Below are 23,958 nucleotides of genomic sequence, written 5' to 3' on the forward strand. Positions count from 1 at the left end.
GCGGGGTGTCAGCTGAGGGGGATCTGGATGGTGCCGAAGGGGGTGACCAGCGCGGCTACGCCGTGGGGTCCGAACCAGAGGTACTCGCCCGGGCCGATTCGCTCGTATCGCCATCGGCCACTGGTCTTGAGGCGGTGATGTCGCCGGCACAACGGCGCGAGCTTGTCGGCTGCGGTCTGCCCGGGCGGTCCTCCGTCGTCGGGGTCCTGATAGGGATCGACATGGTCGAGGTCGCATTGTCGGGCCGGGCGGGAGCACCAGGGGAAGACGCAGGTCTCGCTCCGCAGGCGGACCTGCTCGGCCATCCGCGGCGGCGGGTCATGGCGGTCGACCGACCAGCGGTCGTCGCCTGCGACGTGCAGCACGGGCTGCAGGGTGACGCGGCTGCCGGTGAGCCACTCGCGGATCTTGGCCAGCGTGGCCGGCCCGAGGGCCTCGACGGTCCCGACGGCTCCGCCAGCGCCGACAGTGTCGTCGGCGAGGCCGATCAGGTCGGTGAGCGAGGCGTGCAGATAGAGCTTGATCTTGGCGGCCCGGCGGTCCACCGCGGCCTCGCGCGCCTGCGCCTGCTCCTCGGAGTGCTCGCCGAGCATTGCCGTCAGATCGGGCCGGGCCTGGTGATCGGCGATCACGCCGAGTGCCCGGGCCTTCCGCACGCCGAGCGGGTCGTCGTCGCCGAGCGCGGCGAGGGCCTCGGCCTCGGCGCACACCAGGTCGTGGAACCTGGTCAGGTCCAGGGTGTCGCCGACGGCGTGCAGCTGGGATGTGCCGGCGAGCGTGGTCGAGTGCTCCATGGTCACGTCCCAGGCAACCTTGGCCCTCTCCTCACGCTCGGCCAGAGCCTCGGGCTCGCACCGCGACGCGGCCTCGGCCACCATGCGGTCGAGCATCGCGGGTCCGACGCCGGAGACCCGACCGGTGAGCTGCCGGTCGACCCAGGCGGCCGCGTCCTCCGTCAGGTGTCGCGTGGCGCGGGCGACCCGTCGCGCCTTCCACACCGGGACCATCCCCGACGTCACCTCGGTCCACAGCAGCGGCAGCCGATGCGCGAGGTCCAGCGCGTCGGCCATGACCGACGCCGCCTCGGTCGGCGCGCAGGCCCATGCGATGGCCAGCTCCTCGGAGCTGAAGGCCGCGACCGGCGGCGTGCCCGCCCCGCCCAGGGTGTCGGGCTCGGAGAGGACGCGGGGCAGCACCGCACCCTGCGGGGTCTCCGATGCGTCGAGTGCCGGATGGCACACCGCCCACTCGTAGGCGACGCGCAGCCGGTGCACCTCCAGCTCGCGCAGCATCGCCTCGGACTCGGCTGCCTCGGCCAGCAGCTCGCCCGCGGACAGCTCGGCCAGCGGCCGGGCGGGAGCCTGGCCGGGCGAGGTGTCGAGGTGGCTGTCGGTCATGAGTCGATTCCAGCAGAGGGCACCGACACTTCTGCCCGGATGCGGGCCGTCCCGGGGAGAGTGGGGAGAGCGTGACCTGATCGTGATCTCGGGCCGGCGACTTGGAGTGGTCTCGACAAGCTCGACCATCGAAGGGGGGCGGCCGGTGAACGCGGAGGTGGTCTCGACAAGCTCGACCACCGAAGGGGGCTCGACCGGCGAACGCGGGGGTGGTCTCGACAAGCTCGACCACCAAAGGGGCTTGACCACCGAAGGGGGGCGACCGGTGAACGCGGAGGTGGTCTCGACAAGCTCGACCACCGAAGGGGCTCGACCATCGAAGGGGGGCGGCCGGTGAACCGCGGGTGGTCTCGACAAGCTCGACCATCGAAGGGGCTCGACCGGCGAAGGGGCTCGACCGGCGTACGAGGGGAACCGGCGGCGCGCGGAGGACGTCGTACTGCCATGGACCGCACGCTGACGATCTCCATGAAGGGCCTGCTGGTGGCAGGCGCCGTACTGCTCGCCCTCGTGGCCGCCTACCTGGTGGGCGCGCGGGGCGGGCCGCCGCCGGCGAGCGCGGCGGCGGCCGACGCGGAGGCGAGCACCGAGCGTCCCGCGCTCACCATGACCGGGCGCGGCACCGCGACCGCCGTACCCGACGAGCTCACGTTCACGCTCAGCGCGACCGCCAAGCGCGACACCCTGCAGGCCGCGATGCAGGCGAGCAGTACGGCGATGCGCGGAGCCCAGCGCACCCTGAGGGAGTACGGCGTGGCCAGGGGAGACCTCGCCACGACCGGCCTGCGGATGTACCCCGAGTACGACTACCCGAGCTCCGGTCCGGCGATCCTCACCGGCTACCGCGTCACTCAGCGCGCGAGCGTTCGGATCGGGGACCTGGCCCAGGGCGGCCGCGCGATCGGCGCGGTCGTCGGCAGCGGGGATGCGGACGTCGAGGTGGGGAACATCCGACTCGGCGTGGGCGACACCGACGACGTACTGGCCGAGGCGCGGGCGGGCGCCGTGGAGCAGGCGCGCACCAAGGCGGAGCAGTATGCGGCCGCCGCCGGGGTCGACCTCGGCGAGGTCGTCTCGATCCGCGAGGTGACCCGGCGGGCGGCGCGGCCGGTGCCGCTGGACTACCGGGCGATGCGCGACGCCGCCGAGACGTCCGCGGCGCCGCCGATCACGGCGTGGGAGCAGGAGAGCGGCGTGACCGTGGAGATCGTCTGGTCCCTGGCGGGCTGAGAGACGGCACGGATTCGCCGCGCCCCCGAGCCGCCGATAAACTCCCCCCTCGTGGCTACCACCAACGACCTGAAGAACGGCATGGTCCTCCGGATCGAGGGCAACCTCTGGCAGGTGCTGGACTTCCAGCATGTCAAGCCCGGCAAGGGCCCGGCCTTCGTGCGGACCAAGCTGAAGAACGTCGAGTCGAACAAGATCGTCGACAAGACCTTCAACGCCGGCACCAAGGTCGAGACCGCCAACGTCGACCGCCGGACGATGCAGTACCTCTACCACGACGGCTCGTCGTATGTGTTCATGGACACCGGCACCTACGAGCAGCTGGAGATCCCCGACGACATCGTCGGCAACGCCAGCAACTTCCTGCTGGAGAACATGGAGGCGGTCGTCGCCACGAACGACGGCCGGGTGCTCTTCATCGAGATGCCGCCCACGGTCGTGCTGGCCATCACCTTCACCGAGCCCGGCCTCGCCGGGGACTCCGCGACCGGGCGCACCAAGCCGGCGACCCTGGAGACCGGCCACCAGATCCAGGTCCCGCTGTTCATCAACCAGGGCGAGAAGGTCAAGGTCGACACCCGCGACTCCTCCTATCTCGGCCGCGTGAAGGGCTGACGAGCGCCGCATGGCCGCTCGCTCCAAGGCCCGCAAGCGCGCGCTGGACTACCTCTACGCCGCCGAGATGCGCGGCGAGAGCCCGCTGACCCGGCTCGAGGGCGCCGTCGCCGACGGCGAGGGGCACACCAACCCCTACACCGACACGCTGGTGCGCGGGGTCGTGGACCAGCAGGACCGGCTCGACGAGCTGCTGGCCCGCTACTCCCGCAGCTGGGAGCTCTCCCGGATGCCCGCGGTGGACCGCAACATCCTGCGCCTCGGCCTGTGGGAGCTGCTCTACGCCGACGACGTGCCGGACGCGGTCGCCGTCGACGAGGCGGTGGATCTGGCCCGCCAGCTGTCCACCGACGACTCGCCGACCTTCATCAACGGCATCCTCGGGGCGCTGATGCGCGATCGTGACTCCCTGACGGAGGACCAGCCCAGCACCGAGGAGTGAGCCCGATGACCCAGGAGCCCGTGACCGAGGTCGACGTCGTCGTCCTGGGAGTCGGCCCCGGTGGAGAGTACGCCGCCAACAAGCTCGCCTCCGCGGGTCTGGACGTCGTGGCCATCGACCGCGACCTGGTCGGCGGCGAGTGCCCGTTCTACGGGTGCACGCCCTCGAAGCTGATGATCACCGAGGCGAACACGCCCGAGCCGAGCTTCGCCGAGGCGGTACGGCGAATCCGCGACGCCAACCACGACTGGCACGACAACGGCCACACCGACCGCCTGGAGGCGGCGGGCGTGCGGATCGTCCGCGGTCACGGCCAGCTGGACGGCCCCGGCCGGGTGCGGGTCGGCGAGCAGGTCTTCGAGGCCCGGAGGACGGTGATCGTCAACACCGGGACCCGCCCGGCGGAGCTGCCGATCGAGGGGCTCGCGGAGACGCCGTACTGGACCAACCGTGAGGTCTTCAAGATCACCGAGCCGCCCGCCTCCCTCGTGGTCCTGGGCGCCGGCCCGATCGGCGCCGAGCTGGCCCAGGCCTTCGCCCGCTTCGGCACCGACGTGACGCTGATGGAGATCGGCCCGCGGATCCTGCTCCCGGAGGAGCCGGAGTCCAGCGAGCTGATGACCCGACTGCTGGAGGAGCAGGGGATCACCGTGCGCACCTGCCGGTTCGTGGGCAGCGTCAGCCACGACGACGGCCGCTTCCAGCTGCACTTCGACTCCGAGGTCGTCGAGGCCGACGAGCTGCTGGTCGCCGCCGGGCGACGCAACAACCTCGACGACATCGGCCTGGAGACCGTCGGGCTCGACCCGGCCGCGACCCGCCTGGAGATCGACGAGCGGGCGCGCGCCGGCGACCGGCTGCACGCGGTCGGCGACATCACCGGGCACGGCGCCTTCACCCACGTGTCGATCTACCAGGCCGAGATCATCGTCGCCGACCTGCTCGGCGAGCCCTGGCCGGACGCCGACTACCGCGCCGTCTCCCGGGTGACGTTCACCCACCCCGAGGTCGCCTCGGTCGGCCTGACCGAGCAGCAGGCCCGGGACGCGGGCTACGCCGTGCGCACGTCGGTCTCCCACCTCGAGCGCTCCTCCCGTGGCTGGATCCAGCGTGCCGTCGGCCTGGTCAAGGTGGTCGAGGACGCCGAGCGGGGCGTGCTGGTCGGCGCCAGCGTCGTCGGCCCGGCCGCGGGGGAGATGATCGGCATGTTCACCCTGGCCATCGAGGCCGAGGTGCCGGTCGAGACCTTCGCCCGGATGCACTTCGCCTACCCGACCCTGCACCGGGCGGCCCAGGTCGCGCTGGAGCGACTGGCCCCCTAGGCCTCAGAGTCTCAGCGCGCGCTCGGCCAGCGTCTCGTACGCCGGCCGGCAGGCCTCCGCGACCGCGGCGTCGTGGTCGTCGAGCTCCACCTCGCGTGGGCGGTAGGGCGCGAACCGCGTCGAGGCGAGCACCGCGTCGTACCAGTACGGCGCCCACACCCCGTCGGACTCCCGCGGCCCGGCCGGCCACTCCAGCATCGCGTCGGTGAAGTCGATCCCGAGCCAGTCGCACAGCCAGAACAGGTAGCCGCCGGGGTCGCCGAGGAAGTCCGCGGCGTCGATCACCGGCACCCGGTCCTGGCCGTCGGCGCCGGTGAGCTCCTCCAGCAGCGTGACCTGCTGCCTGATGCCGATGTCGTCGGGCTCGCAGGACTCCCGCGACTTCACGTACGACGCCACCACCTCGCGCGGGTCCCGGATGAGCAGCACGTTGCGGAGCTCCCCCAGCCAGCCCCGGTCGGCGGACATGTCGAGGTGGTGGGTCATCTGCTTGGAGTACTGCACCGGCGCTCGGTCGTCGGCGAGCAGGTCGGCGACCACCCGGGCGGGGTCCTGCGGCTGCGCGGCCAGCACCTCCTCCCGGCCCGGATGGTCCAGCCCGGTCCGGGCGAGGTAGGCGGCGTAGAACGGCTCGTCCAGCACGACCGTGTCCGGCCGGTTCTCCCAGGAGCGCATCATCGCGGTCGAGATGTTGCGCGGCCCGGACCACATGGCCACCCGGATCGTCATGGCCGGCTCCTTCCCTCGACGTCGGCGGCGATGTGGCCGGCGTACAGCCCCTGCAGCCGCTCGACCATCGGTCCGCGGCGGCCCGACCCGATGGTGCGCCCGTCGACGGAGCAGACCGGCACCACGCCGGCGTACGTCCCCGTCACGAACGCCTCGCTCGCGGAGTAGACGTCGGTCAGGCTGAACGTGGTCTCCCGGGCGGGGATGTCGTGGTCGCGGCACACCTGCAGGATGTTGCCGCGGGTGATGCCGCCGAGGCAGAAGCGGCCGTCGGAGGTCCACACCTCGCCCTCGCGGGTGACGATGAAGAAGTGCGTGGAGTTGCAGGTCGCGACGAAGCCGTGCGGGTCCAGCATCAGCGCCTCGTCCGCGCCGGCGGTGTAGGCCTGGATGCACGCGGTGATGTCATTGAGCTTGCTGTGCGCGTTGAGCTTCGGGTCCAGGGTGTCCGGGGTCGCGCGGCGCACGTGCGTGGTGAACAGGGTGATCCCGTTCTCCACCACCTCGGGCAGCGGGTCCTTGTGCTCGGCGATCAGCACCACCGTCGCCGGGCCGACCGTCACCCGCGGGTCCTGGTAGGGCGTGGACTTCACCCCGCGGGTCACCATCAGCCGCAGGTGGACTCCGTCGGTCATGCCGTTGGCGTCCAGGGTGTCGTAGACGGCCCGGGTCAGCTCCTCCCGCGACATCCCGATGTCCAGCATCAGCGCCTGGGCGCCCTCGAAGAGCCGATCCAGGTGCCGCTCGAGGAACGCCGGGTGCCCGTGGTGGATCCGCAGGCCCTCCCAGACCCCGTCACCGAGCACGAAGCCGGAGTCGAAGACCGAGACCACCGCCTCCCCGCGCGGCGTGAGCTCCCCGTTGACCCAGACCAGCACGTCGGCGTTGCGGGTGTCCTGCTCGTGGTCGTGCACGCCGCCCGTCGTCGCCATGGGGACACCCTAGGCCCGGCCGCGGGGACGGCCCCCGGATCTCTCGGCTAGGGTGGCGGCGTTCCTTTAACGACCCGTCCCGTGAGGCGGAGAAGGAGAACGCAGCACCCATGCCCGACGAGCGCGAGGGCCGTGTCGTCCTCGAGGCCAGTGACATCACCCGGGCGCTGACCCGGATCGCGCACGAGATCCTGGAGCGCAACAAGGGGCCGGAGTCCCTCGTGCTGCTCGGCATCCCGAGCCGCGGGGTCCCGCTGGCGGAGCGGATCGCCGAGCGGATCCGCTCCGTGGAGGGGTACGACGTCCCCGTCGGCGCGCTCGACGTGACGATGTACCGCGACGACCTGCGCCAGCACCCCGCCCGCGGCCCGCACGCCACCCGGGTCCCCGGACCCGTCGAGGGGCGCACCGTCGTCCTGGTCGACGACGTCCTCTACTCCGGCCGCACCGTCCGCGCCGCCCTGGACGCGCTCGCCGACCTGGGCCGCCCGGACGTGGTACGGCTCGCCGTACTCGTAGACCGGGGCCACCGCGAGCTGCCGATCCGCGCGGACCACGTCGGCAAGAACCTGCCCAGCTCGCGGCACGAGCGGGTGATGGTCCGGCTGGAGGAGGCCGATGGGTACGACGAGGTCCGGATCGCCGGGCCGGCCTCCGAGAGCGCCGAGGAGGAGGACGCCTCGTGAGGAAGCACCTGCTGTCGGCCGCGGACCTGAGCGCCGACGACGTACAGACCCTCTTCGACACCGCCGCGGAGATGCACGACGTGCAGCAGCGCAGCGTGAAGAAGCTCCCAGCCCTGCGCGGGCGCACCGTGATCAACCTGTTCTTCGAGGACTCCACCCGCACCCGCTCCTCCTTCGAGATCGCCGGGAAGTGGCTCTCGGCCGACACGATCAACATCACCGGCAAGGGCTCCTCGACGTCGAAGGGCGAGAGCCTGCGCGACACCGTGCTGACCATCGCCGCGATGGGCGTGGACGCGCTGGTGATGCGGCACGCGGCCTCCGGCGCCGCGCAGCAGGTCAGCCAGTGGGTCGACGCCGCGGTGATCAACGCCGGCGACGGGATGCACGAGCACCCCTCGCAGGCGCTGCTGGACGCCTACACCCTGACCCGGCGGATCGGTCCGCTGGAGGGCAAGCGGGTCGTCATCGTGGGGGACCTGACGCACTCGCGGGTCTTCCGGTCCAACGTGATCCTGCTGAAGACCCTGGGCGCCGAGGTGACCGTGGTCGCGCCGCCGACCCTGATGCCGTCGGGCATCGGCGCCTGGTCGGCCGCCGACGGCTTCGCCACGTCCTGGGACCTCGACGAGGCCCTGCCGAAGGCCGACGCGGTGATGATGCTGCGGGTGCAGAAGGAGCGGATGAGCGGCGGCTACTTCCCGACGCCGCGGGAGTACACCGTCGGCTACGGCCTCACCCGCGACCGGCTCGCGGTGCTCGGCCCCGACGTCCCGATCTGCCACCCGGGCCCGATGAACCGCGGCCTGGAGATCGCCGCCGACGCCGCGGACGCGGCCCAGTCCCTGATCCTCGACCAGGTCTCCGCCGGGGTGGCGACCCGGATGGCGATCCTCTACCACCTGCTCGCCGGGGAGGAGTCCTGATGGCACTCGTGATCAAGGGGGCCGCCGTGCTCGGCGGGGAGCCCCGTGACCTGTACGTCGACGACGAGGGGCTGCTGGTCGACGAGGCCCCCTCCGGCGCCGAGACCCTGGACGCCGACGGCCTGGTCGCGCTCCCCGGGCTGGTCGACCTGCACACCCACCTGCGCGAGCCCGGCCGGGAGGACGCCGAGACGGTGCTCACCGGGTCCCGGGCGGCCGCCGCGGGCGGCTTCGCCGCGGTGCTCGCGATGGCGAACACCAGCCCGGTCACCGACACCGCCGAGGCGGCCGAGCGGGTGCTGGACCTGGGCCGGGAGGCCGGGCTGGTGCACGTGCAGCCGGTCGGCGCGGTGACCCGCGGCCTGGCGGGCGAGGAGCTCGCCGAGCTCGGCCTGATGGCGCGGTCGCGGGCCGCCGTACGCGTCTTCTCCGACGACGGTCGGTGTGTGCACGACCCGCGGGTCATGCGCCGGGCGCTGGAGTATGTCCGCGCCTTCGGCGGCGTGGTCTCCCAGCACGCGCAGGACCCGTCGCTGGCCGGCCCCACCGCCTGTTGCCACGAGGGCGAGCTCTCCGGCCGGCTCGGGCTGCCCGGGTGGCCGGGGATCGCCGAGGAGGTGATCGTCGCGCGGGACGTGATGCTGGCCCGGCACACCGGGTCGCGTGTCCACGTCGCGCACGTCTCCACCGCCGGCTCGGTCGAGGTGGTCCGCTGGGCCAAGGCGCAGGGGATCGACGTCACCGCCGAGGTCACGCCCCACCACCTGATGCTGACCACCGACCTGCTGGCCGGCTACGACCCGACGTTCAAGGTGAACCCGCCGCTGCGGCCGGAGGAGGACGTGCTGGCGCTGCGGGCCGCGCTCGTCGACGGCACCATCGACGCGGTCGCCACCGACCACGCGCCGCACGCGCGGCACGACAAGGAGCACGCATTCGTCGACGCGGCGTTCGGGATGCTCGGGCTGGAGACCGCGCTGGCGGTCGTCCGCACCGCGTTGCCCGACCTCTCCTGGGCCGACGTCGCCCGCGTCATGTCGCAGAGCCCGGCCCGGATCGCCGGCCTGTCCGGCTTCGGGGGCACCCTGGCTGCGGGGGAGCCCGCGCACGTGACCCTCGTCGACCCCTCCGCCGTGACCACCGTGGACCGGGAGGCGTCGGTGTCGCTGTCGCGGAACAACCCCTGGCACGGGCGCTCGCTGACCTCCCGCGTGGTGCACACGGTCTTCGGCGGCCGGGTCACCGTCCGCGACGGGGCGCTCGCCTGACGGTCCCGCGGCCCGCCGCCGGGGTCTCGCAGACGCGCGGGCACAACTCGCCCCACGGCCGCGCGCCGAGCGGGGCCGAGGTCTGCGGAATGAGGTTGTGCCAGTGCGTCTACGCCGCGAGGCTGAGGGCATGGACTGGGTCGAGATCGCCGACGAGCAGGAGCTGCGCGACCTGGTGGGGGAGGTGATGCCGCGGGCGGCGAACAAGGAGCGGCCCGCGCTGACCGAGCACGACCGGGCGTGGCTGGCCGCGACGCCGTTCTGCGTGGTCGCGACGGCGGGAGCCGACGGCCGCTGCGACGCCTCGCCCAAGGGCGACCCGGCCGGCACCCTGGTGCACGTGATCGACGAGAAGACGATCGCGATCGCCGAGCGCAAGGGCAACCGCCGGGTCGACGGCTACCGCAACGTGCTGCAGAACCCCCACGTCGGGCTGAACTTCCTCATCCCCGGGCGTGGTGACACGCTCCGGGTCAACGGGCGTGCCCGGCTGGTCCGCGAGGCGCCGTTCTTCGACGCGATGGCGGTCAAGGGCGTCCGGCCGGTGTTGGCGCTGGTCGTCGAGATCGAGACCGTGTTCTTCCACTGCGCGAAGGCGTTGCTGCGCTCACGGCTGTGGAACCCTGAGAGCTGGGACCCCGAGGGCGTCGTACCCCGCCGTGCCGTCCTCGCCGCCGAGCTGGAGCCCGGGACCGAGACGCTCGCGGAGCTGGACGCCTACTACGGGCCGACGTACGCCGAGAACCTCTACTGACCCGTCCCGTCGGGTTGTGAGAGGGGTGCTGCCAGATCCCGAGGGCGCGAGGGTGTGAGTTGTGGTGCGGGTGCTGCCACATCCCGGAGCGCCGACCCCCGGGGATCTGAGAGGTGGGGCACCACAACCCCCCGATGCTTGACCCCGGGATCTGGGAGGTGGGGCACCACAACGCCGCAGCCGGCTGGCGGGCGCGTCCCTAGGATGAGGGACATGGCGATCAGCGACGACGACCTCCGCCACCTCAAGCGGGCTGTGGAGCTGGCCGAGCAGGCCCTCGAGGCGGGCGACGAGCCCTACGGGTCGGTGCTGGTCGGCCACGACGGGCAGGTGCTCTTCGAGGACCACAACCACGTGGTGCGGGGCGATGAGACCCAGCACCCGGAGCTGGCGATCGCGCGCTGGGCGGCGCACCACCTCGACGAGTCCGCGCGCGCGACGGCCACGGTCTACACCTCCGGCGAGCACTGCCCCATGTGCAGCGCGGCCCACGGATGGGTCGGCCTGGGACGCATCGTCTACGCCCACTCCGCCGAGCAGGCGCGCGCCTGGGCGGAGGAGTGCGGCGCCGAGCCCAGCCCGGTCGCCCCGCTGCCGATCACCACCGTCGTGCCCGACGCCCAGGTCGACGGCCCTGCGCCGCAGCTCGAGGAGCGGATGCGCGCCCTGCACGTCGCGCTGCACGACCGGTAGAAACAACACCTACGGACGGTCCCAGCCGCCACATCCGTCACTACAATGGTCCCGTGATTGGATTTCTTGTTGCTGGACTCGTCATCGGCGCCCTCGCGCGCCTCATCAAGCCGGGCAAGCAGAACCTCAGCCTGCTTATGACCCTCGTCCTCGGCCTGGTCGGCTCGCTCATCGGCGGCCTGATCGCCCAGTTCTTCGGCACCGGGGACATCTGGGAGCTCAACGTGATCGGCTTCGTGCTCGCGGTCGTCGCCGCGGTGCTGCTGATCGGCGTCGCGGAGGGCGTCTCCTCCAAGAGCCGCTCCTGACCCGGAGCCCTGAGGACCACCGGAGGCCGGGCCTGCCGACTCAGTCGGTGGGCCCGGCCTCGTCATGTGTTCCCGCCGGTCGCTGATAGGCTCAGCACCGCTCGAACATCCTTTAACGATCCGTCCCGTGAGGCGGAGAAGGAGGTCCGGGGTGCCTCAGCGCGCACTGCCCCGTCATGTCCCTGCGATGCTCGTCCTCGAGGACGGTCGCACCTTCCACGGCGACTCCTACGGAGCGACCGGCGAGACGTTCGGGGAGGCAGTGTTCTCCACCGGCATGACCGGCTACCAGGAGACGCTCACCGACCCCAGCTACCACCGCCAGGTCGTCGTGATGACCGCCCCGCACGTCGGCAACACCGGCATCAACGACGAGGACCCCGAGTCCCGCCGGATCTGGGTGTCGGGGTACGTCGTCCGCGACCCCGCCCGCGTCCCCTCCAACTGGCGCAGCGTCCGCAGCCTGGACGACGAGCTGCGCGACCAGGGCGTCGTCGGGATCTCCGGGATCGACACCCGCGCCCTGACCCGACACCTGCGCGAGCGGGGCGCGATGCGCGTGGGCATCTCCACCGAGGAGACCGACCCCGCGGCGCTTCTGGCGCGGGTGAAGGAGCAGCCGCCGATGCAGGGCTCCGAGCTCGCCGGCGAGGTCACCACACACGAGGCGTACGTCGTCCCCGCGGTCTCGACAGGCTCGACCACCGATAAGGCAGGCTCGACCACCGATAAGGCAGGCTCGACCACCGATAAGGCAGGCTCGACCACCGACGGGCCCGTGGCCCGGGTCGCGGCGCTGGACCTCGGGATCAAGGGGATGACGCCGGCGATGCTCGCCGAGCGCGGCGTCGAGGTGCACGTCCTGCCCTCGACCGCCACGATCGAGGACGTCCTGGCCGTCGAGCCGGACGGCGTCTTCTTCTCCAACGGCCCCGGCGACCCCGAGGCCGCCGACGTCAGCACCCTGCAGGGCGTGCTGGAGCGCGGCATCCCGTTCTTCGGGATCTGCTTCGGCAACCAGCTCTTCGGCCGTGCGCTGGGCTTCGGCACCTACAAGCTCAAGTACGGCCACCGCGGCATCAACCAGCCGGTCATGGACCGCACCACCGGCAAGGTGGAGGTGACCGCGCACAACCACGGCTTCGCGGTGGACGCGCCCGTGGACCGCGCCACGGAGACGCCGTACGGAACCGCGAGCGTCAGCCACGTCTGCCTCAACGACGACGTGGTCGAGGGGCTGGAGCTGCGCGACGCCGACGGTGCGCTGAAGTCGTTCAGCGTGCAGTACCACCCCGAGGCGGCCGCCGGCCCGCACGACGCGGCGTACCTCTTCGACCGTTTCCTGACGCTGATGAACGACCGGAAGGGGTCCTGAGATGCCCAGGCGCACCGACATCGAGTCGGTGATGGTGATCGGCTCCGGCCCCATCGTCATCGGCCAGGCCTGCGAGTTCGACTACTCCGGCACCCAGGCCTGCCGGGTGCTGAAGGAGGAGGGCCTGCGGGTCGTCCTGGTCAACTCCAACCCGGCCACGATCATGACCGACCCGGAGTTCGCCGACGCGACGTACGTCGAGCCCATCACGCCGGAGTACGTCGAGAAGGTGATCGAGAAGGAGCGGCCCGACGCCCTCCTGGCGACCCTCGGCGGCCAGACCGCGCTCAACGCCGCGATGGCGCTGGACGAGCGCGGGGTGCTGGCCAAGTACGGCGTGGAGCTGATCGGCGCGAGCATCGAGGCGATCGACCGCGGGGAGAACCGCGAGTCGTTCAAGAAGATCGTCGAGGATCTCGGCGGCGAGGTCGCCCGCTCCAAGATCTGTCACACCATGGACGACCTGCTCGCGGGCGCCGAGGAGCTCGGCTACCCGATGGTGGTTCGGCCGTCCTTCACCATGGGCGGCTCCGGCTCCGGGATGGCCTACGACGAGGACGACCTGCGCCGGATCGGCGGCGGCGGGCTCGCCGCGTCCCCCACCAGCGAGGTGCTCCTGGAGGAGTCGATCCTCGGGTGGAAGGAGTACGAGCTGGAGGTGATGCGGGACAAGGCCGACAACGTGGTCATCGTCTGCAGCATCGAGAACCTCGACCCGATGGGCATCCACACCGGCGACTCCATCACCGTGGCCCCGGCGATGACCCTCACCGACCGGGAGTTCCAGCACCTGCGCGACCTCTCCCTGGGCATCATCCGCTCGGTCGGCGTCGACACCGGCGGCTGCAACATCCAGTTCGCGGTCAACCCCGAGGACGGCCGGGTCGTCGTGATCGAGATGAACCCGCGCGTCTCCCGCTCCAGCGCCCTGGCGTCGAAGGCCACCGGCTTCCCGATCGCCAAGATCGCCGCCAAGGTGGCGATCGGCTACACCCTGGACGAGATCGACAACGACATCACCGCCGAGACGCCGGCCTCGTTCGAGCCGACGCTGGACTACGTCGTGGTCAAGGTGCCGCGGTTCGCGTTCGAGAAGTTCCCCGGCGCCGACCCGACGCTGACCACGCACATGAAGTCGGTCGGCGAGGCGATGGCGATCGGGCGGAACTTCACCGAGGCGCTGCAGAAGGCGCTGCGCTCGCTGGAGGACAAGAAGGCCCCGTTCGACTGGACCCACGAGTGGGTCGAGCTGGACAAGCCGGCGCTGATCGAGGAGACCCGCACCGGGCACGACGGCCGGCTGCGCAAGGTGATGGACGCGATCCGGGCCGGCGCGAGCGCCGAGGAGCTGCACGAGGCGACCGGGATCGACCCGTGGTTCCTCGACCAGCTCTACCTGATCTCCGAGATCGCCACCGAGGTGCTGGAGGCGCCCGAGCTCACCCCGGCCCTGCTGCGCCGGGCCAAGCGCAACGGCTTCTCCGACGCCCAGCTGGGCCGGATGCGCAACATGCCGGAGTCGGTCGTGCGCGGGGTCCGGCACGCGCTGGGGATCCGGCCGGTCTACAAGACCGTGGACACGTGTGCCGCGGAGTTCGCAGCGCAGACGCCGTACCACTACTCCTCCTACGACGAGGAGACCGAGGTGCGGCCGCGACCGGAGGGCAAGGAGGCGGTGATCATCCTCGGCTCCGGCCCGAACCGGATCGGTCAGGGCATCGAGTTCGACTACTCCTGCGTGCACGCGTCGCTGGCGCTGCGGGAGGCGGGCTACGAGACGATCATGGTCAACTGCAACCCCGAGACCGTCTCGACCGACTACGACACCTCCGACCGGCTCTACTTCGAGCCGCTGACCCTCGAGGACGTCCTCGAGGTGGTGCACGCCGAGCAGCAGGCCGGCCCGGTCGCGGGCGTGGTGTGCCAGCTCGGCGGCCAGACCCCGCTGGGGCTGGCCCAGGGGCTGGCCGACGCGGGCATCCCGATCGTGGGCACCCAGCCCTCGGCGATCGACCTGGCCGAGGAGCGCGGCGCCTTCGGCCGGGTGCTGCACGAGGCGGGGCTCAACGCGCCCCAGCACGGGCTGGCCTCCAGCTTCGACGAGGCGGCCGAGATCGCCTCGACGGTGGGCTATCCGGTCCTGGTGCGACCGTCCTACGTCCTCGGCGGGCGCGGGATGGAGATCGTGTACGACGACGCCTCGCTGGCGTCGTACATCACCCGCGCCACCGAGGTGAGCCCCGAGCACCCGGTCCTGGTCGACCGCTTCATCGACGACGCGGTCGAGATCGACGTGGACGCCCTCTACGACGGGACCGAGCTGTTCCTCGGTGGCGTGATGGAGCACATCGAGGAGGCCGGCATCCACTCCGGCGACTCCTCCTGCGCGCTGCCCCCGATCACGCTCGGGGCGAACGAGATCCGCCGGATCCGCGAGGCCACCGAGGCGATCGCCCAGGGCGTGGGTGTCCGCGGGCTGCTGAACATCCAGTTCGCGCTCGGCTCGGACGTCCTCTACGTCCTGGAGGCGAACCCGCGGGCCTCGCGCACCGTGCCGTTCGTGTCCAAGGCGACCGCGGTGCCGCTCGCGAAGGCCGCCGCCCGGGTGATGCTGGGGGAGTCCATCGCCGACCTGCGGGCCTCCGGGCTGCTGCCCGAGCGCGACGGGGGCGAGCTGCCCGGCGACGCCCCGATCGCGGTCAAGGAGGCGGTGATGCCGTTCAACCGGTTCAAGACCCCCGACGGCCGCACCGTGGACACCGTGCTCGGCCCGGAGATGCGCTCCACGGGTGAGGTGATGGGCTTCGACGCGGTCTTCGGCACCGCGTTCGCCAAGTCCCAGACCGGCGCCTACGGCTCGCTGCCGGAGTCGGGCCGGGTGTTCGTCTCGATGGCCAACCGGGACAAGCGGACGATGATCTTCCCGATCAAGCGGCTGGCCGACCTCGGCTTCGAGGTGCTGGCCACCCAGGGCACCGCCGAGGTGCTGCGCCGCAACGGGATCCCCGCCCAGGTGGTACGCAAGCACTTCGAGGGCGAGGGGCCGCACGGGGAGAAGACCACCGTGCAGCTGATCGCCGACGGCGAGATCGACCTGGTGGTCAACACCCCGCACGGCTCCGCCTCCGGGGGGTCGCCGCGCACCGACGGCTATGAGATCCGCACCGCGGCGGTGATGGCGAACATCCCGTGCATCACCACGGTGCAGGGGCTCGGCGCCGCCGTGCAGGGCATCGAGGCGGCGCTCACCGGCGGCATCGGCGTGCGCTCGCTGCAGGAGTGGGCCGCGCTGGGGGCCGAGGACGCCTCGTGACGGCGTACGACGTCGCCTTCGACCGGCTGCTCACCCGGATCGACCCCGAGCGGGCCCACCACCTCGGCTTCGCCGGGCTGCGGGCCGGTGCTCCCGCGACCGCGCGGGTGTGGGGTCGCCGGGCTCCGGCCGCTCCGGTGCGGACGATGGGGATCACCTTCCCCAACGCGCTCGGGCTGGCCGCCGGGTTCGACAAGAACGCCGTGGGCGTCGACGCGCTCGCGTCCCTCGGCTTCGGGCACGTCGAGATCGGCACCGTGACCGGGCAGCCCCAGCCGGGCAACCCGCAGCCGCGGCTGTTCCGGCTCACCGCCGACCGGGCGGTGGTCAACCGGATGGGCTTCAACAACGACGGCGCCGAGGCGGTGGCGCACCGGCTGGCGGGCCGGGAACGCCGGCGCGCCGGCCGGGAGAGCGGGCCGGTGCTCGGCGTCAACATCGGCAAGACCAAGGTGGTCCCCGAGGACGACCAGGTGGCGGTCGAGGCGGACTATCGGCGCAGCGCCGGCCTGCTCGCGCCGTACGCCGACTATCTGGTGGTCAACGTCTCCTCGCCCAACACCCCCGGGTTGCGCAGCCTGCAGTCGGTGGAGCGCCTCCAGCCGCTGCTGCGCGCGGTCCGGACCCGGGCCGACCAGGTCGTCAGCGGCCGCCGGGTTCCGCTGCTGGTCAAGATCGCCCCCGACCTCGCCGACGAGGACGTGCTGGCCGTCGCCGACTTGGCGCTGGCCGAGGAGCTGGACGGGGTGATCGCCACCAACACCACGATCTCCCGCGACGAGCTGGCCTCCGACCCGGCCGAGGTCGAGCGGATCGGCGCGGGCGGGCTCTCCGGGGCGCCGCTGCGCGCCCGGGCCACCGAGGTGCTGAGGCTCCTGCGCACCCGGCTCCCCGCCGACCTCTGCGTCATCGGGGTGGGCGGGATCGGCGACGCCCAGGACGCGCGGGACCGGCTGGCCGCCGGCGCGACGCTGGTCCAGGCCTACAGCGGGTTCGTGTACGGCGGGCCCGCCTGGCCCAGCCGGGTGCTGCGGGGCCTGGCCGCGTGAGCACCCCCTCCACGGCGCCCACCGGGCCGGTGCACGTCACCGGCACGGTGCTGACCACGCGCGCCGTGGGGGCCTACACCCACCTCACCCTGGTCGCGCCCGGCATCGCCGAGCGGATGCGGCCGGGGACCTTCGTCGCCGTGTCGGTCGAGGGGCAGCTGCTGGCCCGCCGGGCGTTCTGGATCCACCGGGTCCGGCACGCCGGCGGGCACGGGATGACCCTGGAGATCGTGGTCGAGCAGGTCGGCGCGGGCTCGCGCTGGCTGGCCGCCCAGCCGGTCGGCGCGAAGCTGGCGGTGACCGGTCCGCTGGGCCGGCCGTTCGCGTTGCCCAAGCGCGACGCGGACCCGGTCTCGTGCGTCCTGGTCGGCGACGGGCACGGCGCGGCGCCGATGTTCCTGCTCGGCGAGAGGCTGCGCGAGCGCGGTGCCGTGGTGACCATGCTCGTCGCGGGCGCCGACGAGGCGCACCTGCTCTCGGCGTTGGAGGCGCGACGGTCCGCCCGCTCGGTGACGGTGGTGACCGAGGACGGGTCGGTCGGCAGCCGGGGCCGGGTCGCCGACCACATCGGAGAGGTGCTGCGCCGCGCCGCCGCTGACGTGGTCTACGCCGCCGGCCGCCCCTCGGTCCTGCGCGACGTCGCGGAGGCGGCCGAGACGCACGGCGCCTGGTCCCAGGTCGCGCCGGAGCTGCCCCTGACCTGTGCGACCGGCCTGTGCCAGGGCTGCCCGCTCCCGGTGGTGGGGGAGGACGGCGTCGCCCGCACGGTGCGCTCCTGCTACGAGGGGCCGGTGGTGCGCGGGGACCGGATCCGCTGGACGGAGCTCGCGCCATGAGCGTGCTGGAGGACCTGCGGCTGCGCGGCCCGGTGCTGACGGCCTCGGGCTGCGGCGGCACGGGGCGCGAGCTGGCGCCGTACGTCGACCTGGCGACCCTCGGCGGCTTCGTCACCCGGTCCATCACGCTCGCCCACCGCACCGGTGCGGCCGGCCGCCGGATCGTCGAGACCCCGTCGGGGCTGCTCAACGCCGTGGGGCTGCAGAACCCCGGGCTGGAGCCGTTCCTGGCCCGCGAGCTGCCGTGGCTGCACCAGCAGGGTGCGCGGGTGATCGTCTCGATCGCCGGAGCCTCGCCGGGGGAGTACGCCGACCTCGCGCAGCGCCTCGCCGTGGCGCCGGGGGTCAGCGGCATCGAGGTCAACCTCAGCGCTCCCGACCAGCGGGGGAGCGGCGTCTACGACGTGCGCGAGCCCTTCCACGCGGGCAGCGTGGTCTCCGCGGTCCGGCGCGAGACGCCCTCGCGGGTGCCGGTGCTCGCCAAGCTCCGCTCCGACGTGGTCCGGGCGGTCGAGGTCTCGCGGACCGTCGCGGAGGCGGGGGCCGACGCTGTCGTCCTCGGCAACGCCCTGCCCGCCGCCATGCCCGACGGCCGCCCGGCCCGCCTCTCCGGTCCCGCCGTCGGGCCGCTGGCGCTGCGGTGCGTGGCCCAGGTCTGCCAGCAGCTGCCGGCGCTGCCGGTGATCGGCTGCGGCGGGATCGCCACCCCCGCCGACGTCCGCGCCTTCCTCGACGCCGGAGCGGTCGCGGTCCAGGTCGGCACCGCCCAGCTGCACGACCCGATGACGCTCAGCCGACTCATCACCGCCCGCCAGGAGGACGCATGACCCCGTTCGGGACCCGACTGCACGACGCGATGGCGCAGCGCGGACCGCTGTGCGCCGGGATCGACCCGCATCCCGGGCTGCTCGCGGAGTGGGGGCTCGACGACACCCCCGACGGGCTCGAGCGGTTCGCCCTCGGGGCCGCCGAGGCGCTGGCCCCACAGGTGGCGGTCGTCAAGCCGCAGAGCGCGTTCTTCGAGCGCTTCGGGTCCCGTGGGATCGCCGTACTCGAGCGCCTGGTGGGCGCCTGCCGGGACGCCGGCGCGCTGGTGCTCCTCGACGCCAAGCGGGGCGACATCGGCTCCACCTCGCAGGCCTACGCCGACGCCTACCTCGACCCGAGCGCACCGCTCGGGGTGGACGCGGTGACGGTCTCGCCGTACCTCGGCTTCGGCTCCCTCGACCCGTTCTTCGACGCCGCCCGGACCCACGGCGGCGGGGTGTTCGTGCTGGCGCTGACCTCCAACAAGGAGGGCCCGGAGGTGCAGGCCGCCCGGGACGGCGAGGTCACCGTGGCCGGCCGCATCCTGGAGCAGCTGCGCGCCCTCAACGACGGGGCGGAGCCGCTCGGCTCGTTCGGTGCGGTGGTCGGCGCCACGATCGGCTCGACCGAGGAGGACCTGGACATCGACGGCCCGCTGCTGGCGCCCGGGTTCGGCGCCCAGGGCGGCACGGTGGAGGACCTGCGCCGGGTCTTCGGCTCCGCCGCCCCAGCGGTGCTGCCCAGCAGCTCCCGCGACGTGCTGCGCGCCGGCCCCGACCCGGTCGCGCTGCGCGACGCGGCCCGGGCGGTCAATGCGCGGCTGCGGTCGCTGGCCTAGGGTGCCGAGGTGCCTCCCGCTGTCTCCTTCCTCACACCCGGGCGTGGTGTGAGCCTGTGCCTGGCCGGCCTGCTGGCCGTGGTCGCGGGCTGCGCCAGCCAGCAGGAGCAGTACTGCGAGACCGTGCGGGAGAACCAGCGGGCGCTGGGGGAGGCGGTCGCGCAGCCCGGTGCGCAGGGCCTCGTGGACGCGCTGCCCGTCTACCGCACGCTGGCGAAGGACGCCCCCGACGACATCGCCGACGACTGGCGCACGCTCATCGACGCGGTCGCCCGCTTCGACCGGGTGGTGCAGCGGACCGGCGTCGACCCGGCGACCTACGACCAGAAGTCCCCGCCGGAGGGGCTCAGGGCCGACGAGCGGGATGAGCTCGAGCAGGCCGGCCTCGGTCTGGCCGACCCGGAGGTACGCCGCGCGCAGGCCGGCGTCGAGCAGCAGGCGCTGGACGTGTGCAAGACGCCGCTGAGCATGTGAGGCCCGGCGTTGCCGCCCGTGCTCCGGACTGACTAGGGTGACCGGCACCCGCTCGCGCCCTGCCGAGGCGAGCCCGACCAGACGTAGGAACTGCCCGTGGCCCTCCCTCCCCTCACTCCCGAACAGCGCCAGGCCGCCCTCGAGAAGGCAGCGGCCTCCCGCCGGGAGCGGGCCGAGGTGAAGAACCGGCTGAAGAACTCCGGAGGCTCGCTGGTCGACGTGCTCCACGAGGGCCAGGCCAACGACGTCGTGGGCAAGATGCGGGTCATCGACCTGCTCTGCTCGGTCCCCGGCGTCGGCAAGGTCCGGGCCCGCCAGCTGATGGAGCGGCTCGGCATCGCCGAGAGCCGCCGGGTGCGGGGCCTGGGCACCAAGCAGGTCGCCGCGCTGGAGCGCGAGTTCGCGCCCCGCGACGACGCGTGATGACCGGCCCCGCAGCGCGCCTGGTGGTGCTCGCCGGCCCGACGGCCGTCGGCAAGGGCACCGTCGCCGCCGCCGTCCGCGAGCGGCATCCCGACGTGTGGATCTCGGTCTCGGCCACCACCCGGCCCCCGCGTCCGGGCGAGGTCGACGGTGTGCACTACTGGTTCGTCTCCGAGGCGGAGTTCGACCGCCTGGTCGCCGAGGACCAGATGCTGGAGTGGGCCGTCGTGCACGGGCGGCATCGCTACGGCACCCCGCGCGGCCCGGTGGAGGAGGCGCTGGCCGCCGGGCGGCCCTCGCTGCTGGAGATCGACCTGCAGGGCGCTCGCCAGGTGCGAGCCTCCATGCCCGATGCCCTGTTCGTCTTCCTCAAGCCGCCCTCGTGGGACGAGCTGGTCCGCCGCCTGGTGGGCCGCGGCACCGAGTCCGACGAGGAGCGGACCCGCAGGCTGGAGACCGCCGTGGCCGAGCTGGCCGCCGAGCCGGAGTTCGACGTGAGCATCGTCAACCACGAAGTTCACGCCGCCGCGGACGAGTTGGTAGCCTTGATGACAGCCCGCGCGTGACCGCGCGGCCGTCCTGCTGCCCACCTGGTCGCGGACGCACCGATCCACTCGAGTGAGGCTTTTCTTCGTGGCTGCCCCCAACTCCGCCGCCGAGGGCGTGACCAACCCCCCGATCGACGACCTGCTGACCAAGACCGACAGCAAGTACCAGCTGGTCCTCTACAGCGCCAAGCGCGCCCGGCAGATCAACGCCTACTACTCCCAGCTCGGCGAGGGCCTGCTGGAGTACGTCGGCCCGCTGGTCGACACCCACGTCCAGGAGAAGCCGCTCTCGATCGCGCTGCGCGAGATCAGCGACGACCTGCTCACCATCGAGGAGGTCGACCCGGCGGAGCTCGCCGCCGAGGAGGAGGCGCGGGCCCGCGCCGCCGCCGAGGCCGCCGAGCTGGCTCAGGGCGACGCCGACTTCGGCGCCGGCTCCTGACCTCACCGGCACCATGACCGACCGTCCGCGGGTCGTCGTCGGGGTCGCGGGCGGGATCGCCGCCTACAAGGCCTGCGAGCTGGTGCGCCGCTTCACCGAGAGCGGCCACGACGTGACCGTCGTCCCCACGCAGGCGGCCCTGGAGTTCGTCGGCGCCCCCACCTGGGCGGCCCTGTCCGGGAAGCCCGTGGCTGCGGACGTGTGGAGCAACGTGCACGAGGTGCCGCACGTCCGGATCGGGCAGGAGGCCGACCTGGTCGTCGTGGCGCCGGCGACCGCCGACCTGCTCGCGCGGGCCGCGCACGGACTGGCCGACGACCTGCTCACCAGCACCCTGCTGACCGCCCGCTGCCCGGTCGTGCTCGCTCCCGCGATGCACACCGAGATGTGGGAGAACGCCGCCACGGAGGCCAACGTCGCCATCTTGCGCGAGCGCGGCACGCTGGTGATCGAGCCCGCCGACGGACGGCTCACCGGCAAGGACACCGGACGCGGCCGGCTGCCCGACCCGGCAGAGATCTTCGAGACCTGCGTCGGCGTCCTGCAGCGCTCCCGCGACGCCGACGGCACGTTCGCCCGCGATCTGGTCGGGCGGCGCGTGGTGGTCAGCGCGGGCGGCACCCGCGAGCACCTCGACCCGGTGCGGTTCCTGGGCAACCGGTCCTCGGGCCTGCAGGGCTACGCGCTGGCGCGGGCGGCCGCCGTCCGCGGCGCCGAGGTCACCCTGGTCGCCGCGAACACCGAGCTGCCCGATCCCTCCGGGGTGACCCTGCTGCGGGTCGGCAGCACCGCCGAGCTGCAGGACGCCGTCCTCGCGGCGGCGGCCGACGCCGACGCGGTGGTGATGGCGGCCGCACCCGCCGACTTCCGGCCCACGAAGGTCAGCGACACCAAGATCAAGAAGGCCGGCGACGGGTCGGCGCCGACCATCGAGCTGGAGCAGAACCCCGACATCCTCGCGGGCATCTCCCACGACCGGCCCCGCCCCGACGCGGTGATCGTCGGCTTCGCCGCCGAGACCGGCGACGAGACCGGCAGCGTGCTGGAGCTGGGTCGGGCCAAGCTGGAGCGCAAGGGCTGCGACCTGCTGGTCGTCAACGACGTCGGCGGCGGCCGGGTCTTCGGCGAGGCGGACAACCAGGCGGTGATCCTCGGACGCGACGGCACCGCGGTCGACGTACCCCGTGCCTCGAAGGTGGCCGTGGCGCACGCCATCTGGGACCAGGTCGTCCGGCTTCTCGCCCGCTGAGACGCCCGTCCGGATTCCGGCGGGCACGTGCCGACCGATATCGTGGCGCCGTCCCGTCCGCCCGAGCCACAAGGAGCCCCAGTGCCCGGACGTCTCTTCACCTCCGAGTCCGTGACCGAGGGTCACCCCGACAAGATCGCGGACCGGATCAGCGACACCGTCCTCGACTTCCTGATGGCCCACGACGGGGACAGGGTCAACCTGCGCACCGCGGTGGAGACGCTCCTGACCACCGGCCTCGTGGTCGTCGCCGGCGAGGTGCGGACCAACGCCTACGCCCCGGTGTCGGAGCTGGTCCGCAAGGTGGTCTCCGAGGACATCGGCTACGACTCCTCGGAGAAGGGCTTCGACGGCAACTCCTGCGGCGTCCAGGTGGCGATCGGCAACCAGTCCATCGACATCGCGCAGGGTGTCGACGACGGTCACGAGGCCCGTGTCGGGTCCTCGGAGGACGAGCTGGACAAGCGCGGCGCCGGCGACCAGGGGCTGATGTTCGGCTACGCCTGCGACGACACCCCCGAGCTGATGCCGCTGCCGATCATGATCGCCCAGCGCCTGGCCGAGCGGCTGGCCGCCGTACGCAAGGACGGGACGCTGCCCTATCTGCGCCCGGACGGGAAGACACAGGTGACGATCGAGTACGACGCCCAGGACGAGCCTGTCCGGGTCGACACCGTCGTCCTCTCCACCCAGCACGCCGACGGCATCGAGCACGCCGACCTCGAGCGCGACATCAAGCAGCACGTGATCGACGAGGTGCTGCCGGCCTTCGACATCCCGCACGAGGACTACCGGCTGCTGGTGAACCCGACCGGCAAGTTCGTCATCGGCGGCCCCATGGGCGACGCCGGGGTGACCGGCCGGAAGATCATCGTCGACACCTACGGCGGCATGGCCCGGCACGGCGGCGGTGCCTTCTCGGGCAAGGACCCCTCGAAGGTGGACCGCTCGGCGGCCTACGCGATGCGGTGGGTGGCCAAGAACGTGGTGGCGGCCGGGCTGGCCCGCCGGTGCGAGGCACAGGTCGCCTACGCGATCGGCAAGGCCGCGCCGGTCGGGGTGTTCATCGAGACCTTCGGGACCGGGGTGATCCCGGACGAGGACATCCAGCAGGCCGTCCTCAAGTGCTTCGACCTGCGCCCGGCCGCGATCATCCGCGACCTGGACCTGCTCCGGCCGATCTACGCCAAGACCTCCGCCTACGGCCACTTCGGTCGCGAGCTGCCCGAGTTCACCTGGGAGCGCACCGACCGGGTGGCCGACCTCAAGGGCGCCGCCGGCCTCTGAGGCTGTCCGCGGCCG

25 protein-coding genes are annotated in these 23,958 nt (G+C 72.7%); 22 read left to right on the forward strand and 3 right to left on the reverse strand.

Annotated features, from left to right (window positions below; genetic code table 11):
* Positions 1-8: 8 nt before the first annotated feature.
* Positions 9-1,397 (reverse strand): HNH endonuclease signature motif containing protein, encoded by a 1,389-nt coding sequence (locus tag K8W59_RS07565; RefSeq protein WP_223399168.1) that lies wholly within the window; start codon positions 1,395-1,397, stop codon positions 9-11.
* 444 nt (positions 1,398-1,841) lie between these two features.
* Between K8W59_RS07565 and K8W59_RS07570 the strand changes: the two genes are divergently transcribed.
* From K8W59_RS07570 to K8W59_RS07585, 4 genes are read left to right on the forward strand one after another with little or no spacing between them, the layout of a single operon-like run.
* Positions 1,842-2,627 carry an SIMPL domain-containing protein gene (locus K8W59_RS07570; protein WP_223399181.1) on the forward strand — a complete coding sequence of 262 codons (786 nt, stop codon included), beginning with the start codon at positions 1,842-1,844 and terminating at the stop codon, positions 2,625-2,627.
* A 51-nt stretch (positions 2,628-2,678) separates the two neighbouring features.
* Entirely contained in the window at positions 2,679-3,242 is a 564-nt protein-coding gene (efp, locus tag K8W59_RS07575; RefSeq protein ID WP_223399185.1) for an elongation factor P, read from the forward strand.
* Between the two features lie 10 nt (positions 3,243-3,252).
* Positions 3,253-3,684 carry a transcription antitermination factor NusB gene (gene nusB / locus K8W59_RS07580; protein ID WP_223399187.1) on the forward strand — a complete coding sequence of 144 codons (432 nt, stop codon included), beginning with the start codon at positions 3,253-3,255 and terminating at the stop codon, positions 3,682-3,684.
* A gap of 5 nt (positions 3,685-3,689) precedes the next feature.
* Entirely contained in the window at positions 3,690-5,006 is a 1,317-nt protein-coding gene (locus K8W59_RS07585; protein WP_223399188.1) for a dihydrolipoyl dehydrogenase family protein, read from the forward strand.
* Positions 5,007-5,009: 3 nt separating this feature from the next.
* Here the strand turns inward: K8W59_RS07585 and K8W59_RS07590 are convergent, their stop codons facing one another.
* A complete protein-coding gene (locus K8W59_RS07590) occupies positions 5,010-5,735 on the reverse strand; it encodes a sulfotransferase-like domain-containing protein (protein WP_223399189.1) in 726 nt (241 codons plus the stop codon).
* Complete coding sequence (locus tag K8W59_RS07595; protein WP_223399193.1) at positions 5,732-6,667, reverse strand: aminotransferase class IV; 936 nt, start codon at positions 6,665-6,667, stop codon at positions 5,732-5,734. Before K8W59_RS07595 ends, K8W59_RS07590 begins: the two co-directional genes overlap by 4 nt.
* 110 nt (positions 6,668-6,777) lie before the next feature.
* On the opposite strand from K8W59_RS07595, the gene pyrR reads away from it, so the two are divergent.
* The 18 genes from pyrR to metK all read left to right on the forward strand — a co-directional run bounded on the left by pyrR (position 6,778) and on the right by metK (position 23,943).
* On the forward strand, positions 6,778-7,353 hold the full coding sequence (gene pyrR, locus K8W59_RS07600; RefSeq protein ID WP_223399195.1) for a bifunctional pyr operon transcriptional regulator/uracil phosphoribosyltransferase PyrR: 576 nt from the start codon (positions 6,778-6,780) through the stop codon (positions 7,351-7,353).
* Entirely contained in the window at positions 7,350-8,279 is a 930-nt protein-coding gene (locus tag K8W59_RS07605; RefSeq protein ID WP_223399197.1) for an aspartate carbamoyltransferase catalytic subunit, read from the forward strand. The genes pyrR and K8W59_RS07605 overlap by 4 nt, the downstream gene beginning before the upstream one ends.
* The gene (locus K8W59_RS07610; protein ID WP_223399200.1) at positions 8,279-9,547 is read left to right on the forward strand and encodes a dihydroorotase; all 1,269 of its coding nucleotides are present in this window, start codon (positions 8,279-8,281) and stop codon (positions 9,545-9,547) included. Before K8W59_RS07605 ends, K8W59_RS07610 begins: the two co-directional genes overlap by 1 nt.
* Before the next feature lie 130 nt (positions 9,548-9,677).
* Positions 9,678-10,301: a pyridoxamine 5'-phosphate oxidase family protein gene (locus tag K8W59_RS07615; RefSeq protein ID WP_223399202.1), complete on the forward strand. Its 624-nt coding sequence runs from the start codon at positions 9,678-9,680 to the stop codon at positions 10,299-10,301.
* Positions 10,302-10,514: 213 nt separating this feature from the next.
* Positions 10,515-10,994 (forward strand): nucleoside deaminase, encoded by a 480-nt coding sequence (locus K8W59_RS07620; RefSeq protein WP_223399204.1) that lies wholly within the window; start codon positions 10,515-10,517, stop codon positions 10,992-10,994.
* Between the two features lie 53 nt (positions 10,995-11,047).
* Complete coding sequence (locus tag K8W59_RS07625) at positions 11,048-11,302, forward strand: GlsB/YeaQ/YmgE family stress response membrane protein (RefSeq protein ID WP_223399206.1); 255 nt, start codon at positions 11,048-11,050, stop codon at positions 11,300-11,302.
* A 187-nt stretch (positions 11,303-11,489) separates the two neighbouring features.
* Complete coding sequence (gene carA, locus K8W59_RS07630) at positions 11,490-12,677, forward strand: glutamine-hydrolyzing carbamoyl-phosphate synthase small subunit (RefSeq protein WP_223399761.1); 1,188 nt, start codon at positions 11,490-11,492, stop codon at positions 12,675-12,677.
* A gap of 1 nt (position 12,678) precedes the next feature.
* Positions 12,679-15,990: a carbamoyl-phosphate synthase large subunit gene (carB, locus tag K8W59_RS07635; RefSeq protein WP_223399216.1), complete on the forward strand. Its 3,312-nt coding sequence runs from the start codon at positions 12,679-12,681 to the stop codon at positions 15,988-15,990.
* The gene (locus tag K8W59_RS07640) at positions 15,987-17,039 is read left to right on the forward strand and encodes a quinone-dependent dihydroorotate dehydrogenase (RefSeq protein ID WP_223399218.1); all 1,053 of its coding nucleotides are present in this window, start codon (positions 15,987-15,989) and stop codon (positions 17,037-17,039) included. The genes carB and K8W59_RS07640 overlap by 4 nt, the downstream gene beginning before the upstream one ends.
* A complete protein-coding gene (locus tag K8W59_RS07645; protein WP_223399220.1) occupies positions 17,036-17,875 on the forward strand; it encodes an iron-sulfur cluster-binding protein in 840 nt (279 codons plus the stop codon). The genes K8W59_RS07640 and K8W59_RS07645 overlap by 4 nt, the downstream gene beginning before the upstream one ends.
* Positions 17,872-18,702 (forward strand): tRNA-dihydrouridine synthase, encoded by an 831-nt coding sequence (locus tag K8W59_RS07650; protein WP_223399229.1) that lies wholly within the window; start codon positions 17,872-17,874, stop codon positions 18,700-18,702. The genes K8W59_RS07645 and K8W59_RS07650 overlap by 4 nt, the downstream gene beginning before the upstream one ends.
* On the forward strand, positions 18,699-19,520 hold the full coding sequence (gene pyrF, locus K8W59_RS07655; protein ID WP_223399231.1) for an orotidine-5'-phosphate decarboxylase: 822 nt from the start codon (positions 18,699-18,701) through the stop codon (positions 19,518-19,520). Before K8W59_RS07650 ends, pyrF begins: the two co-directional genes overlap by 4 nt.
* A gap of 9 nt (positions 19,521-19,529) precedes the next feature.
* Positions 19,530-19,994 (forward strand): hypothetical protein, encoded by a 465-nt coding sequence (locus K8W59_RS07660; protein ID WP_223399240.1) that lies wholly within the window; start codon positions 19,530-19,532, stop codon positions 19,992-19,994.
* A 96-nt stretch (positions 19,995-20,090) separates the two neighbouring features.
* Positions 20,091-20,417, forward strand: coding sequence for an integration host factor, actinobacterial type (gene mihF, locus K8W59_RS07665; RefSeq protein ID WP_223399242.1), 327 nt, complete (start codon positions 20,091-20,093; stop codon positions 20,415-20,417).
* Positions 20,417-20,983, forward strand: coding sequence for a guanylate kinase (gene gmk / locus K8W59_RS07670; RefSeq protein ID WP_223399244.1), 567 nt, complete (start codon positions 20,417-20,419; stop codon positions 20,981-20,983). Before mihF ends, gmk begins: the two co-directional genes overlap by 1 nt.
* Before the next feature lie 67 nt (positions 20,984-21,050).
* Positions 21,051-21,407, forward strand: a complete 357-nt coding sequence (gene rpoZ / locus K8W59_RS07675; RefSeq protein ID WP_223399256.1) for a DNA-directed RNA polymerase subunit omega — start codon at positions 21,051-21,053, stop codon at positions 21,405-21,407.
* Between the two features lie 13 nt (positions 21,408-21,420).
* Entirely contained in the window at positions 21,421-22,656 is a 1,236-nt protein-coding gene (gene coaBC / locus K8W59_RS07680) for a bifunctional phosphopantothenoylcysteine decarboxylase/phosphopantothenate--cysteine ligase CoaBC (protein WP_223399267.1), read from the forward strand.
* Positions 22,657-22,737: 81 nt separating this feature from the next.
* Positions 22,738-23,943, forward strand: a complete 1,206-nt coding sequence (gene metK / locus K8W59_RS07685) for a methionine adenosyltransferase (RefSeq protein ID WP_223399273.1) — start codon at positions 22,738-22,740, stop codon at positions 23,941-23,943.
* The last annotated feature ends 15 nt before the right edge of the window (positions 23,944-23,958 follow it).

It is taken from the genome of Nocardioides rotundus, assembly GCF_019931675.1.
In the GTDB taxonomy this organism is placed as follows: Bacteria; Actinomycetota; Actinomycetes; order Propionibacteriales; family Nocardioidaceae; genus Nocardioides; species Nocardioides rotundus.

Bases quoted from the DNA above. Each gene is read 5' to 3' on its own strand.
- K8W59_RS07565 (WP_223399168.1), bottom strand. From the start codon at position 1,397: ATGACCGACAGCCACCTCGACACCTCGCCCGGCCAGGCTCCCGCCCGG.
- K8W59_RS07570 (WP_223399181.1), top strand. From the start codon at position 1,842: ATGGACCGCACGCTGACGATCTCCATGAAGGGCCTGCTGGTGGCAGGC.
- nusB (WP_223399187.1), top strand. From the start codon at position 3,253: ATGGCCGCTCGCTCCAAGGCCCGCAAGCGCGCGCTGGACTACCTCTAC.
- K8W59_RS07585 (WP_223399188.1), top strand. From the start codon at position 3,690: ATGACCCAGGAGCCCGTGACCGAGGTCGACGTCGTCGTCCTGGGAGTC.
- K8W59_RS07590 (WP_223399189.1), bottom strand. From the start codon at position 5,735: ATGACGATCCGGGTGGCCATGTGGTCCGGGCCGCGCAACATCTCGACC.
- K8W59_RS07595 (WP_223399193.1), bottom strand. From the start codon at position 6,667: ATGGCGACGACGGGCGGCGTGCACGACCACGAGCAGGACACCCGCAAC.
- pyrR (WP_223399195.1), top strand. From the start codon at position 6,778: ATGCCCGACGAGCGCGAGGGCCGTGTCGTCCTCGAGGCCAGTGACATC.
- K8W59_RS07610 (WP_223399200.1), top strand. From the start codon at position 8,279: ATGGCACTCGTGATCAAGGGGGCCGCCGTGCTCGGCGGGGAGCCCCGT.
- K8W59_RS07615 (WP_223399202.1), top strand. From the start codon at position 9,678: ATGGACTGGGTCGAGATCGCCGACGAGCAGGAGCTGCGCGACCTGGTG.
- K8W59_RS07620 (WP_223399204.1), top strand. From the start codon at position 10,515: ATGGCGATCAGCGACGACGACCTCCGCCACCTCAAGCGGGCTGTGGAG.
- carA (WP_223399761.1), top strand. From the start codon at position 11,490: ATGCTCGTCCTCGAGGACGGTCGCACCTTCCACGGCGACTCCTACGGA.
- carB (WP_223399216.1), top strand. From the start codon at position 12,679: ATGCCCAGGCGCACCGACATCGAGTCGGTGATGGTGATCGGCTCCGGC.
- K8W59_RS07650 (WP_223399229.1), top strand. From the start codon at position 17,872: ATGAGCGTGCTGGAGGACCTGCGGCTGCGCGGCCCGGTGCTGACGGCC.
- pyrF (WP_223399231.1), top strand. From the start codon at position 18,699: ATGACCCCGTTCGGGACCCGACTGCACGACGCGATGGCGCAGCGCGGA.
- gmk (WP_223399244.1), top strand. From the start codon at position 20,417: ATGACCGGCCCCGCAGCGCGCCTGGTGGTGCTCGCCGGCCCGACGGCC.
- coaBC (WP_223399267.1), top strand. From the start codon at position 21,421: ATGACCGACCGTCCGCGGGTCGTCGTCGGGGTCGCGGGCGGGATCGCC.